Source organism: Cutibacterium sp. KBN10P07758, from assembly GCF_050286205.1.
Taxonomy (GTDB): domain Bacteria; phylum Actinomycetota; class Actinomycetes; order Propionibacteriales; family Propionibacteriaceae; genus Cutibacterium; species Cutibacterium acnes.
Genome location: NZ_JBNNQV010000001.1, coordinates 1,043,984 through 1,061,224, shown reverse-complemented (window position 1 = coordinate 1,061,224; position 17,241 = coordinate 1,043,984). Strand labels below are relative to the sequence as shown.

Sequence of the window (17,241 nt, the reverse complement as noted above, 5' to 3'; positions counted from 1 at the left end):
TAAACCTCACTTGGAGTGGGACTTGCCCGACGAGCCTTTATGACCGCGACCACGACCCTTCGAGCGCTCGCCACCGTCGGCCGGAGCCTGGGAATCGACCGGCTTATCGAAGCGGCGGTAGCCGCGACCGCCACAGGCCTCGCACTGCTCAGTGAAAGCCTCAGCCAGCCCGGTACCGATCTTCTTGCGAGTCATTTGAACTAAGCCCAGCGATGTCACCTCAGCGACCTGGTGTCGGGTACGATCCCGGCCCAGGCATTCGGTGAGACGACGCACAAGAAGTTCACGGTTGGTCGGCAGCACCATGTCGATGAAGTCAATGACGATGATTCCGCCAATATCGCGCAGTCGTAGCTGACGCACGATCTCCTCAGCCGCCTCCAAGTTGTTAGCGGTGACAGTGGCCTCAAGGTTACCCGCTGACCCGGTGAACTTTCCGGTATTGACGTCGATCACCGTCATAGCCTCGGTGCGGTCAATGACAAGGGACCCTCCCGACGGGAGGTAAACCTTGCGCTCCAAAGCCTTCGCGACCTGCTCGTCAATGCGGTACTCGGCAAAGGGGTCCTTGTCGGTGTGCTCCCAATGGATTAGCCGCGACGTCATCTCCGGAGCCACGTGATCAACGTAGGCCTTAATGGTGTCGTAGGCGTCATCGGGGCCACCGTTGCCGGCGATGACAAGCTCGGAGAAGTCCGCAGTGAACAAGTCGCGGATGATACGCACCGTTAAATCAGGCTCGGTGTATAGCATCAGCGGAGCTTTGCTGTTGCTGACCTTGCGCTCAATGACCTCCCACTGAACCTTAAGACGGTTAATGTCACGGACCAGGTCTTCCTCGGTGGCTCCTTCCGCGGCAGTGCGCACGATGACGGAAGCATCCGACGGGATGTTGTTCTCAACGATTTTCTTAAGGCGTTTGCGCTCCGAATCAGCCAGCTTGCGAGAAATCCCCGAAAGGTGGCCGCCAGGCGAATAGACGACAAAGCGTCCGGGTACCGAAATATGGCTGGTCAAACGGGCACCCTTGGCACCCACCGGATCCTTGGTGACCTGTACCAGAACCTGGTCACCGGACTTTAGCACGTGCTCGATGCGCTTATCCTCGCCCTCCTTGCCATACTTGGCCCAATCAACCTCTCCGGCGTAGAGCACAGCGTTGCGACCACGACCAATGTCAATGAAGGCGGCCTCCATCGACGGCAGGACGTTCTGCACTTTGCCCAGGTAGATATTGCCGATCGAGGAGGTGGCAGAAGCGCGATCAACGTAATGCTCAACGAGCACCCCATCTTCCAGCACCGCCAGCTGAGAGTAGTCATCAGACTGACGCACAATCATCTTGCGGTCGACCGACTCGCGACGGGCCAGGAACTCCGCGTCGGTGATGACGGCACTGCGGCGACGTCCGGCGGCACGTCCTTCCCGACGACGCTGCTTCTTAGCCTCGACACGGGTCGAACCCTCGATGCCAGTGACCTCATCAGCCACCGACTGACGCGACCTCGGCTCGCGCACCTTGATGACGACGTCGCTGGGATCATCGTCAGAACCGCTGATGTCTTCGCCACGACGACGACGGCGGCGACGACGACGGTGGGTGGCGTCCGAGCTACTGGACTCAGAATCATTGTCAGAGCTGGTCTGTGAGTCGTCACTATCGCTCGACTCGTCCTCGGATGCGCTGTCCTCGGTATCTTCACTGCGACGACGGCGACGTCCACCGCGACGACGGCGACGACGGTTCTGGCCGTCCTCCTCGGTGTCAGCGGCAGTCTCCTCCACCGCATCCGTGGTGTCGTAATCAGACTTCTCGCTCTTCTTATCGGAACTGTGGCGGTCCTTGACCTCGCCCTTATCCTCCTCAACCGGGGCCACCTTGTCAGTACTCCCGGAGGTCTCCGCAGAGTGACTACCAGCCTCGGAAGGTCGAGTGGCACGACGGCGACGGCGCTTCGGCATAGCAGCCTCTCCCCCACCGATCTCAACGGCCAGAGAGTCGAGGATGTCGCTCGCTGAGCGCTCTTCGCCTTCTTTAAATCCAAAGGGGTTAGCTAGGGCACCCTCAACCTTGTGGTTACGAGCCCGGGCCTTGGCTTCAGTCAGTGCGACATTGATGGGATCGTCGTCAGCACCATCGCCCTTATTGGTCGCGGTCGTCGCCTCAGTCGTTTCCTCGACCTTTTCTGCGGTTCGAGAGGAGCGACGGCGAGTGGCGCGACGACGCTGGGAGGTACCCCGCTCTGCCTCGGTGGACGGCGCGGTTTCAGAAGCACCACGACGGGTACGACGCGGCTTCTCCTCGGTCCTTGTGTCCGCGGACTCGGGCTCCTCCGGCGTCGGCTCTAGGGCGACGACCTTCGGAACATCAGTCTTAACGTCGCGCGGAGTGCTCGTCGCCTTGCGACGTCGCCCCATCGGAGGACGCGGCAGATCAGAAACCTCCACATCGGAAGTAACAATCGAACCACCTGATCCTGCGGCAGCAATCGCCACGGGCGTGCCCATCGTCTCGACGGGGGCCGGAGCCCCAGCGGGGCGCGACGCGGCCCGACGACGTCGAGGAGCGGGAATTCCACTAGTGGAATTCCCGCCAGAGTTCAGTGTGGTGTTGTCAGTCTCGTCGAGCACTGTGCTCTCCTTGGCCTTTCGGCACGGTCAGTGCCCACCCGGGTCACGGCCCTGCAGGAGTTCTCCCACGGACGTATACACACGCCTCGCGCTGTACTGACGGCGTCGTTCCCCGGCATGGGGCAAAAGCTTGCGGTGAGCCCTCGAGTCCCCCGCGGTCGCCTCTCGGCGTCGCGGTACGAACCGTCGAGTGGGGTGGCACCCCGTTCACCTAAGCCCCAGTATGTCACGTCCCCCGCCGCGATGCCAGATTTCACACACTCGCTGGCTACTCACCACACTGTCACGGCAGCACCAGTGAACGGATCTGCCAGTGCGGTCGACACCCCGCTGGCGTCCTCGTTACAAGCCCCTTGGGCCAGCCGCGTCACTCGCGCCGCATCGACTGCCGGGCACCTTTTGGCTAAGGCTCGCAGCACATCATCAGGCCGAACTAACGGCGTGACGTGGCGCAGCATAAGGCGCACACATCCGTTGGCGACGTCCAGACCGATAAGCGCGGCACGGACATCGAAAGTACGCACACCTGACTTCGTCATCCGTTGCACGTCGACGGTTTCGGCCGTCATAACAGCCTCCACCGCCTCCGCTAGCCCCGGCACGTCGCCAGTAGGTTCAATCAGCCAAGCAGACGCTGTCAACAACTCGGCGAAAGGAGTGCGGTCGGTCTCAGCGACCTCCAACACCTCCATTCCCGGTGGCATCTCGCGACCCAAGACCGTCAGAACTTTCTGCGGATCGCACACCTCGGCCAGCGCCACTTCGAGGTACTCTGCCTCAGAAGCTGCTCCGGTAGCTGCCGCGTTGGCATAGGAAATACGCGGGTGTGGGCTAAATCCTGACGAATACGCCATCGGGATATGGGCCCGGTTGAGGGCCCGCTCAAAGGCACGAGCGAAGTCACGGTGAGAGGTAAATCTGGCAGTACCCCGTTTGGCGTACCGGATCCTGAGCCGCTGCTGCGGCGGGGCCTGCTGCTCTGGCTGTTGCTGCGCGCGCTTCGACATCGTCACGCCTCCTTCGACGGTGCGAGATCAGGCACCACCGGCGTCAGCGGGATCAGCGGATGTCCCGACGGTCCTACCTGAATCTCGGTGCCCATCTGCGGGCACACCCCGCAGTCATAGCAGGGATTCCAGCGACAGTCGTTGACGGCCTCGCCGTCCAGAGCATCCTGCCAGTCGTCCCATAGCCAGTCACGATCGAGCCCAGAATCCAAGTGGTCCCAGGGCAGTACCTCCTCGTAGTCGCGCTCACGGGTAGTAAACCAATCCAGTGAGACGCCCAGCGGCTCAAGTTCCCGCTCGCAGCAGGCAACCCAGCGATCGTAAGAGAAGTACTCATTCCAGCCGTCAAAAACTCCCCCGTCGCGCCACACAGCCTCAATGACGTTGCCAACACGGCGGTCACCGCGCGAAAGCAACCCCTCAATGATTCCTGGGCGTCCGTCGTGGTAGCGCATGCCTATCGACCGACCAAACTGACGATCGGCGCGGATGGAATCGCGCAGCACCGACAGACGATGATCAACCTCGTCAGCAGAGGCTTGAGCAGCCCACTGGAACGGAGTGTGAGGCTTGGGTACGAACCCACCAATGGAGATCGTGCAGCGAATATCTTTGCGCCCAGCAGCGGCTCGACCAGCCGCAACGACGTGGGACGCCATGTCGTGAATCCCCAACACGTCCTCGTCAGTCTCCGTGGGCAGACCGCACATGAAATACAGCTTGATCTGACGCCACCCGTTTCCGAAGGCCGTAGCAACTGTACGAATGAGATCTTCCTCGGTCACCTTCTTATTGATAACCCGACGCATTCGCTCGGATCCGCCTTCAGGAGCGAAGGTCAGACCGGAACGACGACCGTTACGGCTCAACTCGTTTGCTAGGTCGATATTGAAAGTATCGACACGGGTGCTTGGCAGGGACAGGGAAACGTTCGTACCCTCATACCGATCAGCTAACCCCTTGGTAATGTCGGAAATCTCCGAGTGGTCGGCGCTAGACAGACTCAACAGCCCGACTTCTTCCAGGCCGGTAGCCTGCAGTCCGCCATCGACCATCTGGGCGATGGCATCGATCGACCGCTCTCGCACCGGACGGGTGATCATACCCGCCTGACAGAACCGACAACCACGAGTACAACCCCGGAAGATTTCCACCGAGTAACGCTCATGGACAGTTTCAGCCACCGGCACGATGGGACGTTTCGGATACTGCCACTCGTCGAGATCCATGACGGTGTGCTTGGAAACGGTATAAGGAGCCTCTAGACGATTTGGGGCGACCTTGCCAATAGTCCCGTCGTCGAGGTACTCGACGTCATAAAAGCACGGCACGTAGATCCCACCTGTTGCGGCAAGCCTCACAAGCAGGCCTTCACGACCCCCAGGGCAACCCTCTTTCTTCCAGTCTCGGATGATCTCGGAAATCTCCAGACAAGCCTCTTCACCGTCACCGAGGACAGCAGCATCGATGAAATCAGCTACCGGCTCGGGGTTGAACGCAGCGTGACCGCCAATAAGGACGATGGGGTCAGTGTCGGTGCGGTCAGCTTGACGAACAGGGATACCGGCCAGGTCAATAGCGTTGAGCATGTTGGTGTAGCCCAACTCCGTAGACAGGGAGACCGACATGATGTCGAAATCGCGAACTGGCCGGTGACCGTCGAGAGTAAACTGGGGGATCCCGGCCGCCCTCATTTGCTTTTCCATATCCGGCCACACCGAATAGGTGCGCTCAGCCAAGATCCAATCACGCTCATTGAGCACCTCGTAGAGAATGGCCACGCCCTGGTTAGGCTGGCCAACCTCATACGCGTCGGGATACATCAAGACCCAGCGAACATCAACGTCCTGCCATTCCTTGACGATGCTGTTGTGCTCCCCGCCCACATACTGGATGGGCTTATTAACTCGGGACAGCAGCGGTTCAATCCGGCCAAGGAGATCCTGGGTATTCACGAACGGCCATGCTAGGTGGTCCGAGCCAGATTATGGAATCACACATCACACCAGGTGGGGGAACCAGAGGCCAATCTCGCGCTCAGCGGACTCGAGACAATCGGAAGCATGAACAAGGTTATGGTTCTTCTCCGTGCCGAAATCGCCACGGATCGTTCCAGGCAGAGCCTCAGCGCAGTCCGTTGCCCCGTTCATGGCACGGACAACCGAGATAACTCTGCGCCCCTCAAGCACCATGGCGACGAGCGGCCCCGAGGTGATGAACTCCTCCAACGCCGCGTAGTAGTCCCGACCGACATGCTCGGCATAGTGCTTACGGGCAGTCTTAGCGTCGATCGTACTCAGCTCCATCGCCCGCACGGTCAAACCTTTGGCCTCATACCTACCGATGATCTCACCCATAAGACGGCGCTTCACGGCATCCGGCTTTAACAGGACCAAGGTGCGTTCCTCGTCATTCATGAGCCCCAACCTATCGCAGCCAGGATCGACACCTCACCGCACCTCGGGGCTTCCATCGATACGCTTTCCTAGCACCATAATTGATACCCAGATGGCCGCGAAGATGATCCCGACGACGTACATCATCGGGGTGGCCAATCCGAGCAGAATGCCAAAGATTTGGAGAGTCCAGGACAACAGGTACCCCCACGTGCGTGGCACACCAATGGCGCACACAATCGAGACAACCATGCCGACACACCCCAGGATGATCGACATGACCACGCTGACCCCAGACACGAGGATCATTCCCGGGATGGCCAGTCCGAAGACAATAACCTCAAAGGCCAGGAAGCCCACCACAACCTTCGTCATCGGGTTACCGGCAGGAAGAGTGAGGATTCCACCCTTCCCCGCCCCGGGATGCGCGACCAACGTCACCAGCCCCCGTCGTCGCTCATATCATCGTCAGGCAACGGCTCGAGCTGATGCCCCTCCATGGCTTTGACCTGATCCTCAGATAGATCCGGGGTCTCAACGATGGCGGTCTGCGGAGCATCCAGCATGGTGCCATCCGGGCGAAGGATGGCTCGAGCCCGACCCGCCAAAACCACCGATCCGGCAATAAGAACCCCAGCCCCAGGACCACAGGAATCCGCGATGCGGAAAGCCTCCTCGAGCGCTTCGGGGACGTCAGTAACGCGGGTGAGATGATCATAATCCCAATGGGCTGACGCCTTGTCAGCTAGCTCGTCAACGCTCAGAGCGCGCGGAAGATCTGGCATTGAGGTGACGACGAGGTAGCTCACCGTATCCGAAAGCACCGCCAGCACACCGTCGACGTCTTTGTCAGCCATCGCTGCCACAACGGCGATTAAGGGCTCAACCTCGAACGACTCGCGCACTCCCGCTATAGCGGAGGCGGCGCCGTGCGGATTGTGGAAGGTATCGAGGATAACTAGCGGAGAACGTCGCACTACTTCAAGGCGAGCCGGAGCCTGCACAGCTGCCAGCCCCTGCTCAATAATTGCGGGCTTAAGCGGCCCAGTGAGAGCTTCCACAGCTGCCACCGCCTGAGCAGCATTGTGGGCCATATGCTCGCCAAAAACCGGCAAGAACAACTCTCCTAGAGGCCCAGATGCCGTCTGGATGCGAAGGACCTGACCTCCGATGGCGCTACGTCGATCCAATAAACCCCAGTCTGGACCCTCCAACAAAGGCTTGACGCCGGCATCGGCACACTGAGCCAACAACACCGGAGCAGCTTCCGCCTCCTGACCAGCAATGACGGGAGTGCACCCAGGCTTAATAATCCCGGCCTTCTCGGCAGCGATCTTGTCGAGACTATCGCCGAGAATATGCATATGGTCCATGGCGACGGGGGTAACAACAGCGATGTTCACATCAGCGACATTGGTCGCGTCCCAGCGTCCCCCTAAGCCCACCTCAACGACGGCGACGTCCACCGGCGCATCGGCGAAGGCGGCGAAGGCCATCGCTGTCATCACCTCAAAGAAGGTCATCTCGATGCCGTCGATGTGCTGGGCGTCAACCAGGCCCACCATGGGCTCAACTTGACGCCACGTCTCGTCAAAGAGATCGTGGCTGACGGGACGACCATCGATGCAGATGCGCTCAGTGACGTCCACCAGGTGCGGGGAGCAGTATCGACCTACCCGCAGACCAGCCGACCGCAGCAAAGAATCAACCATGATCGCCGTCGATCCCTTGCCGTTAGTACCGGCAATCTGGATGACGGGACAGGCCTGCTGTGGGTTACCGAGCAGGTCGAGGACGGCTCGCTCCCGATCCAAACCGGGGCCGATGCGATGCTCAGGCCAGCGAGCCGTCAACTCAGCGACAAGCTGATTATGGCTGCTCAATAGATGACCTCACCATCACGGCGACGTTGACGCAGGTTCTCCAATGCTTCTGCAAGAATCGCAGCGGCCTCGGCCTCGCTGCGACGCTCTTTCACGTAGGCCAGATGGGTCTTGTAAGGCACGATCTTGGGCGGGGCGGGCGGATTCGCCTGGTCGCGGTTAGCCGGCAGACCGCACCTAGGGCATTCCCAGGTGTCGGGGATCTCGGCCTCGGCGGCAAAGGCCGGACGGATCACGTGGTGGTTGGCGCAAAAGTACGAAACGTACTCGCGAGGAGCGGCCTCGCCGCGCTCTGCCTCTCCCATGGGGCCGGCACCGACACGACTTCCACGGATGGCACTTCCACCGGACATTCGTTCACTCTCCTCGAGGGGTCACAAAGCTGCCTAAGGGCAGCACTTTTTAGGGGTTGGGAAGGTACCCGCCTTCCCCTTGCGCTCCGGCGCGGCAGACGGCCGCCTAATTCCGGCTCAGGAATGGCTGTAGAGCACCAGTAGGACGATAATGGAAGCCAGCCACAGCAGGCCCATAACAATCGTCAGGCGGTCCAGATTTCGTTCAGCCATAGAAGTTCCGCCCATGGAGGTCGACACGCCTCCACCGAAGAGGTCTGACAGGCCGCCGCCCTTGCTCTTATGGAGGAGGACGAAGAGGGTAAGGATGACGCTGAGTACACACAGGATGATGGACATCGTCAGTACGGGCCAGGTCGTAAGGGGAGCCGAAATCACGTCGTACAGGGTAACCCACGTACCGCCACTTCCCCACATTGGATCCTCGAAATATGCGTGAATCGCGCTCGTAAATCAGAGGCTGGACGGGAACGGTCCCCGCACCATCAGGTGCGGGGACCGTCTTGAAACTGACTGATCAGGCCTCGTAGAAAGTTACAATCTTGGAGAAATCGCCAGCTTTGAGCGAGGCTCCGCCAACGAGAGCGCCGTCAACGTCTGGCTTGGCCATGATCTCAGCGACGTTGGCCGGTTTAACTGAACCACCGTACTGAATGCGCACCGCCTCGGCGGTCGGGGCGTCGTAAAGCTCCTTGACGGCCTCGCGGATGGCCTGGCAGACCTCCTGGGCATCGTCAGCGGTGGCAGTCTCGCCAGTGCCGATGGCCCAGATGGGCTCGTAGGCAATGACAAGCTTGGCGACCTGCTCGGCAGAAATGCCGTCAAGGTCGGCTTTGATCTGGCCAACGGTATGTTCGACGTGCTTGCCAGCCTTGCGAACCTCGAGGGCCTCGCCACAGCAGATGATTGGGGTCATTCCATTTTCGATGACCTTCTTAGCCTTGGCATTGACCAGTTCGTCGGACTCGTTGTGGTACTCGCGACGCTCGGAGTGGCCAACGACGACATAGCGGCAACCCAGCTTCGACAGCATGGCGCCGGACACCTCGCCGGTGTAAGCGCCATCGTCGTGAGCCGAAATATCCTGGGCACCGTAGGCGATCGGCAACTTGTCGCCATCAATGATGATGGCAACAGGACGGATATCGGTGAACGGCGGGATGACGACGGCCTCCGACTTGGAGGAGTCGTATCCCGCGGCCTTGAGGGCCTCACCGAGATCCTGGACGAGGGAGGTAGCAGCAACGTGGTCGAGGTTCATCTTCCAGTTGCCGGCCATGATCGGGGTACGGGACATCAGTTGTTCTCCTTGAGTACTGCGATTCCGGGTAGCTTCTTGCCCTCCATAAGCTCGAGGGAGGCGCCACCACCGGTAGAAATATGACCGAACTGATCGTCGGCGAAACCGAGGGTACGCACGGCGGAGGCGGAGTCTCCCCCGCCGACCACCGAAAGGCCGTCAACCTCGGTAAGAGCCTGGGCGACGGCCTTGGTGCCGAGCTCGAGGCCCTTGATCTCGAAAACGCCCATTGGTCCGTTCCAGAACACTGACTTGGCACCCTTGATCGCGTTGGCGTAAGCCTTCTCGGTCTCCGGACCGATGTCTACTGCCATCTTGTCGGAAGGAATCTCGTCAGCGGGCACGACGTCGATCTGACCGACAGTGCGGGCCTCGAAATCGATGTCGGAGACCACTCGCACGTCTACGGGAAGCAGGATCTGCTTGCCTGCAGCCTTGGCCTGTTCGAGATACTTCGTGCACGCGTCGATCGAATCTTCGTCAAGTAGGGAGTCACCGACCTCGAGACCCTTCGCCTTGAGGAAGGTGTACGCCATACCGCCACCAATAACGAGAGTGTCAGCGGCCTTGAGCAGGTTATCGATGACGGCAAGCTTGTCGGCGACCTTGGCACCACCGAGGACGACGACGAACGGCCGCTTCGGATCGGCGGTCAGGCCTTCGAGGACCTCTACCTCCTTGGCAACGAGGGAGCCAGCAGCGCTCGGCAGCAGCTTGGCAACGTCGTAGACGGAAGCCTGCTTGCGGTGCACAACGCCGAAGCCGTTGGAGACGTAAAACTCACCAAACGAGGCGTATTTCTGAGCGAGCTCAGCGCGCTCGGCCTCGTCCTTACTGGTCTCGCCCTTCTCGAAGCGGACGTTTTCGACCAAGGCGATCTCGCCATCAGCCAGCGACTCAGAGGTTTTAGTGGCGGAGGGACCAACGACGTCCCCAGCAAGCTTGACGTCAAGGTTCATAAGCTCACCGAGGCGCTTGGCAACTGGCGCCAGCGAGTACTTGGGATCGACGGCACCCTTGGGACGACCGAGGTGCGCGAGCACGGTGGTGCGAGCGCCAGCCTCATGCAGCTGGGTCAAAGTAGGCAGGGCAGCCTTAATACGGCCGTCGTCGGTGATCTTGTCCCCGTCGAGCGGGACATTGAAGTCGCAGCGAATGACGACGCGCTTACCGCGCAAGTCTCCGAGATCCTCAACAGATTTCATGTGGAAGCCCTTTCTTGAAGTGGTAGTCGTGAACGATGTTTCGCGAGCGTCGCGGCCCGGGTATAGATGACGGCCCCGCGCCCGCATGGGCACGGGGCCGTCATCAGCTCACGATGGTGAGATCAGGCAAGCTTGCTGGCGACGAGCTTGGTGAGGTCAACCAGACGGTTGGAGTAGCCCCACTCGTTGTCGTACCAGGAGAGGACCTTAACAAGGTTTCCGATGGCCTTGGTCTCGGTAGCATCGAAGATCGAGGAGTGCGGGTCGCCCTCGATGTCCTTCGACACGATCGGGTCCTCGGTGTAGGCCAGGATGCCCTTGAGCGGACCCTCGGCAGCCTTCTTAACGGCGGCCTGAACCTCCTCAACGGTGGTCTCCTTAGAGGTCTGGAAGGTCAGGTCAGTCAGAGAGCCGGTCGGGGTCGGAACGCGGACGGCAAGGCCGTCGAACTTGCCCTTGAGCTCCGGGAGGACCAGGGCCACAGCCTGAGCGGCACCGGTCTTGGTGGGGATCATGTTGAGGGCAGCGGCGCGGGCACGACGCAGATCCTTGTGAGGAGCATCCTGCAGACGCTGATCACCGGTGTAGGCGTGGACGGTAGTCATGATGCCGCGCTCGATACCGAAGGCGTCATTGAGGACTTTGGCAAGCGGAGCGAGGCAGTTGGTGGTGCAAGAAGCGTTCGAGATGATGTTGTGCTTCGCGTTGTCGTAGTCGCCATCGTTGACGCCCATGACGAAGGTGCCGTCGACGTTCTTGCCGGGAGCGGAGATGATGACCTTCTTGGCGCCGGCCTCAAAGTGGGCCTTGGCCTTCTCGCCATCAGTGAAGAGTCCAGTGGACTCGACGACGATTTCGGCGCCGAGCTCCTTCCAGGGCAGGTCAGCGGGGTTGCGCTCGGCGAGAACCTTGATGGTCTTGCCGTCAACGGTGATGGAGTCATCGTCGTAGCTGACCTCACCGGAGAAACGACCCATGATCGAGTCGTACTTCAGGAGGTGGGCCAGCGTCTTGGTGTCGGTGAGGTCGTTGACAGCGACCACCTCGAGGTCGGCGCCCTGCTCAGCAAGGGCGCGGAAGAAGTTACGGCCAATGCGGCCAAAACCGTTGATACCAACCTTGACGGTCATTAAGGGATCTCCTCCAAATGAGGTTTGTGCGTTCAGCACTCGGACATCTCTAAGCATAGCGACTAAGGGCAATGGACAAACCCTAGGGCCCATTACTAAGCCAATGCCACGGGCGAACGATCACCAGCACCGATCAGGTCATCGCACGAATGATCACAAGGTTGCACGAATACCTTCCCACGTGGGAATGGAGCCAGGCTTACGTTTACCCTGTAACCGCGCTGTAATGGCCGTCAGCCACGATCATCACGCATCTCGACAGGAAGGCTCTCCAACGTGGTGGGCTCGCCGTTGCTTCGGGCCGTCTTGTCCGCTAGAGCCAACAGGCGACGAATCCGACCAGCAATAGCATCCTTCGTCAACGGAGGCTCGTGCACCTTGCCCAATTCCTCCAAGCTGGCATTTCGATGCTCGAGTCGAAGTCGGCCAGCTGCTCTCAGATGGTCCGGAACGGAATCTCCGAGAATTTCTAGGGCTCGTTCCACCCGGGCACTAGCGGTAACAGCGGCTCGCGCAGAGCGACGCAAGTTAGCGTCGTCGAAATTAGCCAACCGATTGGCAGATGCTCGCACCTCCCGACGCAACCGACGATCTTCCCAAGCCAGCACAGATTCGTGTGCTCCCATGCGGGTGAGCATCGCCGAGATAGCGTCACCATCGCGTATCGTCACCCGATCGACGTGACGAGACTCACGTTGCTTCGCGGTGATGTCCAGACGCCGAGCAGCCCCGACGAGGGCCATGGCGGCCTCCTCACCGGGAGCGGTAATTTCCATCGCCATGGAGCGCCCCGGCTCGGTAAGCGATCCGCGGGCCAGGAAAGCTCCGCGCCACGCAGCGGCCTGGCAGCATCGTCCGCCACCCACAATAGGAACCGGAAGGCCCCGCACTGGACGCCCACGACGATCAAGCAGTCCGGTCAGACGAGCCAAATCAGCACCTCCGCGCACCATTCTTATGAGGTAGCGAGTGTTGCTGTGGAGCCCAGCGCCATTGACGACCACGAGATCAGTGTCAAAACCGAAGACTTCCTGAATGGACTGACGCAGTCGTCGCGCAGCTCCCCCCGTGTCGACTTCTGCCTCGATCGTAAGATGGCGATGCTGCACCAGATGGATGCCGCCAGCGAATCGTAGGGTGGCCGCGATCTCGGATCGGCGGCAGCACAGTTTCTGCACCGGCACTGTCGCAAGCTCGTTTTTCACCTGCAGGGTGAGCGCCATGTGGGTCTAGCCTCCGGAAGGGGTAACGGGAATAACAAGGTGATCTTAGGCGACGGTCAACGGGGCTGAACCCCCATGATGTTGGCATAGGCCGACGCTAGTCTCAGTGGATCGTGCCGGGCCGAGCCGTCACGCATAGCCAGATCGTCAACGACGATTTCAGCACCGAGATTGCGAGCAAACGATTCCAGATGAGGGTCCTGGCCGGCAAACCCGCGATCAACGAGAACGACGTCAAAGCGCATCCGTGGCTCATGCTCGGCGATAACCTCCAAATGCCGCGCTGGGCTAAACCCATCAGTTTCGTCAGCACCGGAGACATTAAGCGTGAGGATTTTTCGCGCCTTCGACTCCAGAATCGCGTCGACGATCTGCGGCACTAGCAGGTGGGGCATGACGGATGTGAACCACGACCCGGGACCGAGCACAAGGTTGTCAGACGCGTGAATCGCCTCCAGCACCTGGGGACACGCATCTGGCTCGGAAGGTTCTAGCCCCACCTTAAGGACCTCTGCCCGAGTCTTCGCGATGGTAGCTTGCCCAGTGAGGGTGTACTCCTCATCAGGCCGATTGGGGTCAAGACCAACGACTTGAGCACTGATGTCCAGTGGGGTGAGGGACATCGGCAGGACGCGTCCGCGAACGTCAAGAAGCTGACCCACCATGTCGAGCCCGGAAACCGGGTCGCCAAGTTCTTGCCATAGTCCGGCGATCAGGAGGTTGCCAATGGCGTGACCGGCGAGTTCGCCAGTTCCATTAAATCGAGCTTGCAGAACCTCAGCCCAAGTACGTCCTAAGCGGTCATCGGCACATAGAGCGGCCAAGGCGCGGCGGAGATCGCCGGGGGGCAGAATGTCGAACTCGTCGCGCAACCGACCTGAGGACCCACCGTTATCAGCAACGGTGACAACGGCGGTCAGCTGGTCAGTAAGACGGCGCAGTGCTCGCAGGGACACAGCCAGCCCATGTCCGCCGCCAAAGGCCGTAACGACCGGCAGCTTGGAGGGGGTTGACACCATCGTCATTCCTTCCCGAGGTCTCGGTGCAGGACGGCGGTACGGTGCCCCCGAGCTGCTAACCGAGTGGACAGCTCCTCGGAGATGGCGGTACTGCGATGCTTTCCGCCTGTGCAACCAACGGCCACCGTGACCTGCTTCTTGCCCTCCCGAAGATACCCCGGAGCCATGCCACCCAGGAGTTGTTCAACACGGTCAATGAACTCTGTGGCACCAGCTTGGGCCATCACATAGGAGGCAACGTCAGAAGACAGACCGGTCTTGGGACGCAGCTCAGGGACCCAATAAGGGTTTGGCAAGAAGCGGACGTCAAAGACGAGGTCAGCGTCGATCGGGACCCCACGCTTAAACCCGAAGGACATCACCTGGAATGCCAGCCCTTCGTCAATCCCCTCAGCAAAGGCATGGTCGATGCGTTGGGCTAGCTGGCGGGCAGTGATCGACGTGGTGTCGATGACGAGATCAGCCTCGGCTCGCAGGTCGGACAGCATCCGCCGCTCAAGGGCAACGGCGTCGAGCAGATGACCACCTTGTTGCAGCGGCAGCGGACGACGGCTGGACTCCTGGCGGCGCACAATTGTCTCATCGGACGCTTCCAAGAAGACGATGGCAGGGTCGATGCCGCGCTCGTCGAGCGCATTGACGGCCACCCCTAGGGCGTCAAACATGATGCGGCTACGCACATCGAGAACCACCGCTAGGCGATCAATGTTATTGGCGGCAATTTCGTCAACGAGGGCCCCCAACATAGCGGGCGGAAGATTATCGACGACGTACCAGCCAAGGTCCTCCACAGCGTGAGCTGCGGTACGACGCCCAGCACCAGAAATGCCGGTGATAATGACAACTCGTGGGGTCTTCGTCGTCTGCTCGGTGCTCACAGCTCAAGGGTAGTGCTTATCTCCCTGCGTCTGGGCCGTTGGCGTCAACAACCTCGCCAGTAGCGGTGTTGATGGCCTCGGCTGGTTTGTCCTGGGACAAAGCTGCGACAACTTCGCCAGCGAGTTTCGGGCCAAAGCCTGGCACCTCGACAATGTCGTCAACGGTGGCCTTGCGTAGCGACCGTACCGATCCAAAGTGGGAGACGAGCGCTTTGCGCCGGGTCTCTCCCAGCCCCGACACACCGTCGAGAACGGACTCCACCATGGCCTTGGAACGCTTAGACCGGTGAAAGGTAATAGCGAAACGGTGAGCCTCATCACGCAGACGCTGAAGCAGGTAGAGTCCTTCGGAAGTTCGCGGCAAAATGACCGGCCATTCCTCGTCAGGAAGCCACACCTCCTCCAGGCGCTTGGCCAGGCCACACAACGCGATTTCGTCCTCCAGGCCGAACTCTTCAAGCACCTGCTGGGCGGCATGCACCTGAGGCGCACCACCATCGACGACGATGAGGTGCGGGGCGTAGGCGAATTTCCGAGGGGATCCGGTAGTCGGATCGATAAGGGAGCCAACGTCGCCGTCAGGAGTTTGAGCAGCGGCCATGGCATCACGGTCCTCGATGAGGCGACGCAGTCGACGAGAAAGCACCTCGTGCATAGCGGCTAAGTCGTCGGACCCCTCAAATCCCTTGATGCTGAAACGACGGTACTCAGACTTGCGGGGCATACCGTCTTCGAAGACCACCATCGACCCGACGACATTGGTGCCCTGGATATGGGAAATGTCGTAGGACTCTATCCGTAGCGGGGCGCGGTCCAAGCCGAGTGACTCCTGAATTTCTTCCAGAGCGCGAGTACGGGTAGCAAGGTCAGAGGCCCGCTTGAGCTTGTGCTGGGCAAGAGTTTCCTGGGCATTGCGAGTGACGGTGTCCATGAGAGTCGCTTTGTCACCACGGCGCGGGACACGAATCTCGACGTGGGAGCCGCGTTCGGAGCTGAGAATCGTCGACATGACGTCGGGGTTCGTAGGCTCGGCGGAGACGATCACCAGTGGCGGAACAGCATTGCCGTGCCCATCGTCGCGGACCTGACCGTCACTGGCATTGACGCCGTACAACTGAGTCAGGAAGGTTTCCATGAGCTCGGCCTCGTCGGCATCGTCAGCACGATCAGCGACCCAACCGCGTTCACCACGGATGCGGCCACCTCGGACATGGAAAATCTTGACGCCGACCTCGAGCGGATCGAGCGCCATGGAGATGACGTCCGCGTCAGTACCATCACCAAGTACGACAGCGTTGCGCTCCAAAGTTTTGGATAAAGCGCCCAAGGAATCCCGGATCACCGCAGCGCGTTCAAATTCAAGGTTCTCAGAGGCCTCCGCCATCTGGGATTCAAGCCGCTTGACAATTTTCGTCGTCCGCCCGGCCATGAAATCACAGAACTCGTCAGCGATCTCGCGATGAGCCTGGGATGTGATCCGTTCAACGCAGGGAGCCGAACACTTACCGATATATCCGAGTAGGCAGGGACGTCCCTGGTTCTTCGCGCGGTTGAAAACTCCCGTCGAGCAAGAGCGCACCGGGAATACACGCAACAGGGTCTCGACGGTGTCGCGAATCGCCCAGGCCTGGCCAAAAGGTCCGTAATAACGCCACCCCTTGTGGTGCGCACCGCGCCCGACGAAGACGCGTGGATACTCATCGGTCCAGGTAAAACACAGCCACGGATAAGACTTGTCGTCGCGGTACATAACATTGAACCGCGGGTCGAATTCTTTGATCCAGGTGTATTCGAGCTGTAGGGACTCGACTTCGTTCTGAACTACCGTCCACTGCACGTGCGCTGCCGTCGTCACCATCCGCTGGGTGCGCGGGTGGAGAGCCGAGATGTCCTGGAAATAGGAATTCAATCGGTTGCGCAGGTTCTTAGCCTTGCCGACATAGATGACCTGGCCATGCGCATCACTGAATCGATAGACACCTGGCTGGGTAGGAATCGTGCCCGGAGCGGGACGGTAGCTGGACGGATCGGCCATGGGGTGAACTCTATGCGCAAGTAGCGAAATATCACTTCCCACTCACACCACGGACGTGACTTTAGGGAGCGGCACTGCCGTTGATGCCGCTCAACCGTCCCGCCGACGATCACAGGCACAAAGCCGACCGAGCGGGGCGGAGCCGGCAAACGTTGCTTGACGCCCTCGCGACCCACGACCA

Annotated in this window: 15 protein-coding genes; all 15 read right to left on the bottom strand. The window is 60.3% G+C overall.

The window, feature by feature from the left end; all coding sequences use genetic code 11:
* Nucleotides 1-6 precede the first annotated feature (6 nt).
* Nucleotides 7-2,631 (bottom strand): Rne/Rng family ribonuclease, encoded by a 2,625-nt coding sequence (locus ACOYO3_RS05200; RefSeq protein ID WP_002515555.1) that lies wholly within the window; start codon nt 2,629-2,631, stop codon nt 7-9.
* A gap of 272 nt (nt 2,632-2,903) precedes the next feature.
* Nucleotides 2,904-3,638: a TIGR03936 family radical SAM-associated protein gene (locus tag ACOYO3_RS05195; protein ID WP_002515476.1), complete on the bottom strand. Its 735-nt coding sequence runs from the start codon at nt 3,636-3,638 to the stop codon at nt 2,904-2,906.
* A gap of 2 nt (nt 3,639-3,640) precedes the next feature.
* Nucleotides 3,641-5,593 (bottom strand): TIGR03960 family B12-binding radical SAM protein, encoded by a 1,953-nt coding sequence (locus ACOYO3_RS05190; protein ID WP_002515684.1) that lies wholly within the window; start codon nt 5,591-5,593, stop codon nt 3,641-3,643.
* A gap of 45 nt (nt 5,594-5,638) precedes the next feature.
* Nucleotides 5,639-6,055 carry a nucleoside-diphosphate kinase gene (ndk, locus tag ACOYO3_RS05185; RefSeq protein WP_002515614.1) on the bottom strand — a complete coding sequence of 139 codons (417 nt, stop codon included), beginning with the start codon at nt 6,053-6,055 and terminating at the stop codon, nt 5,639-5,641.
* Between the two features lie 33 nt (nt 6,056-6,088).
* A complete protein-coding gene (locus ACOYO3_RS05180; RefSeq protein ID WP_002518350.1) occupies nt 6,089-6,475 on the bottom strand; it encodes a DUF4233 domain-containing protein in 387 nt (128 codons plus the stop codon).
* Complete coding sequence (locus ACOYO3_RS05175) at nt 6,472-7,917, bottom strand: bifunctional folylpolyglutamate synthase/dihydrofolate synthase (RefSeq protein WP_002525045.1); 1,446 nt, start codon at nt 7,915-7,917, stop codon at nt 6,472-6,474. Before ACOYO3_RS05175 ends, ACOYO3_RS05180 begins: the two co-directional genes overlap by 4 nt.
* On the bottom strand, nt 7,914-8,270 hold the full coding sequence (locus tag ACOYO3_RS05170; protein ID WP_002513867.1) for an RNA polymerase-binding protein RbpA: 357 nt from the start codon (nt 8,268-8,270) through the stop codon (nt 7,914-7,916). The genes ACOYO3_RS05175 and ACOYO3_RS05170 overlap by 4 nt, the downstream gene beginning before the upstream one ends.
* A gap of 117 nt (nt 8,271-8,387) precedes the next feature.
* A complete protein-coding gene (gene secG / locus ACOYO3_RS05165) occupies nt 8,388-8,609 on the bottom strand; it encodes a preprotein translocase subunit SecG (RefSeq protein ID WP_007400818.1) in 222 nt (73 codons plus the stop codon).
* 178 nt (nt 8,610-8,787) lie between these two features.
* A complete protein-coding gene (gene tpiA / locus ACOYO3_RS05160) occupies nt 8,788-9,567 on the bottom strand; it encodes a triose-phosphate isomerase (RefSeq protein ID WP_002515576.1) in 780 nt (259 codons plus the stop codon).
* Entirely contained in the window at nt 9,567-10,775 is a 1,209-nt protein-coding gene (locus tag ACOYO3_RS05155) for a phosphoglycerate kinase (protein ID WP_002515585.1), read from the bottom strand. Before ACOYO3_RS05155 ends, tpiA begins: the two co-directional genes overlap by 1 nt.
* A 122-nt stretch (nt 10,776-10,897) precedes the next feature.
* Nucleotides 10,898-11,905: a type I glyceraldehyde-3-phosphate dehydrogenase gene (gap, locus tag ACOYO3_RS05150; protein ID WP_002515621.1), complete on the bottom strand. Its 1,008-nt coding sequence runs from the start codon at nt 11,903-11,905 to the stop codon at nt 10,898-10,900.
* A 233-nt stretch (nt 11,906-12,138) separates the two neighbouring features.
* Entirely contained in the window at nt 12,139-13,128 is a 990-nt protein-coding gene (gene whiA / locus ACOYO3_RS05145) for a DNA-binding protein WhiA (RefSeq protein ID WP_002515546.1), read from the bottom strand.
* Nucleotides 13,129-13,184: 56 nt separating this feature from the next.
* Nucleotides 13,185-14,153, bottom strand: coding sequence for a gluconeogenesis factor YvcK family protein (locus tag ACOYO3_RS05140; RefSeq protein ID WP_002519094.1), 969 nt, complete (start codon nt 14,151-14,153; stop codon nt 13,185-13,187).
* On the bottom strand, nt 14,150-15,025 hold the full coding sequence (rapZ, locus tag ACOYO3_RS05135) for an RNase adapter RapZ (RefSeq protein WP_002515678.1): 876 nt from the start codon (nt 15,023-15,025) through the stop codon (nt 14,150-14,152). The genes ACOYO3_RS05140 and rapZ overlap by 4 nt, the downstream gene beginning before the upstream one ends.
* Before the next feature lie 16 nt (nt 15,026-15,041).
* Nucleotides 15,042-17,060 carry an excinuclease ABC subunit UvrC gene (uvrC, locus tag ACOYO3_RS05130; RefSeq protein WP_427305796.1) on the bottom strand — a complete coding sequence of 673 codons (2,019 nt, stop codon included), beginning with the start codon at nt 17,058-17,060 and terminating at the stop codon, nt 15,042-15,044.
* Nucleotides 17,061-17,241 lie beyond the last annotated feature (181 nt).

Bases quoted from the DNA above. Each gene is read 5' to 3' on its own strand.
- ACOYO3_RS05195 (WP_002515476.1), bottom strand. From the start codon at position 3,638: ATGTCGAAGCGCGCGCAGCAACAGCCAGAGCAGCAGGCCCCGCCGCAG.
- ndk (WP_002515614.1), bottom strand. From the start codon at position 6,055: ATGAATGACGAGGAACGCACCTTGGTCCTGTTAAAGCCGGATGCCGTG.
- ACOYO3_RS05170 (WP_002513867.1), bottom strand. From the start codon at position 8,270: ATGTCCGGTGGAAGTGCCATCCGTGGAAGTCGTGTCGGTGCCGGCCCC.
- secG (WP_007400818.1), bottom strand. From the start codon at position 8,609: ATGTCCATCATCCTGTGTGTACTCAGCGTCATCCTTACCCTCTTCGTC.
- tpiA (WP_002515576.1), bottom strand. From the start codon at position 9,567: ATGTCCCGTACCCCGATCATGGCCGGCAACTGGAAGATGAACCTCGAC.
- ACOYO3_RS05155 (WP_002515585.1), bottom strand. From the start codon at position 10,775: ATGAAATCTGTTGAGGATCTCGGAGACTTGCGCGGTAAGCGCGTCGTC.
- gap (WP_002515621.1), bottom strand. From the start codon at position 11,905: ATGACCGTCAAGGTTGGTATCAACGGTTTTGGCCGCATTGGCCGTAAC.
- whiA (WP_002515546.1), bottom strand. From the start codon at position 13,128: ATGGCGCTCACCCTGCAGGTGAAAAACGAGCTTGCGACAGTGCCGGTG.
- ACOYO3_RS05140 (WP_002519094.1), bottom strand. From the start codon at position 14,153: ATGACGATGGTGTCAACCCCCTCCAAGCTGCCGGTCGTTACGGCCTTT.
- uvrC (WP_427305796.1), bottom strand. From the start codon at position 17,060: ATGGCCGATCCGTCCAGCTACCGTCCCGCTCCGGGCACGATTCCTACC.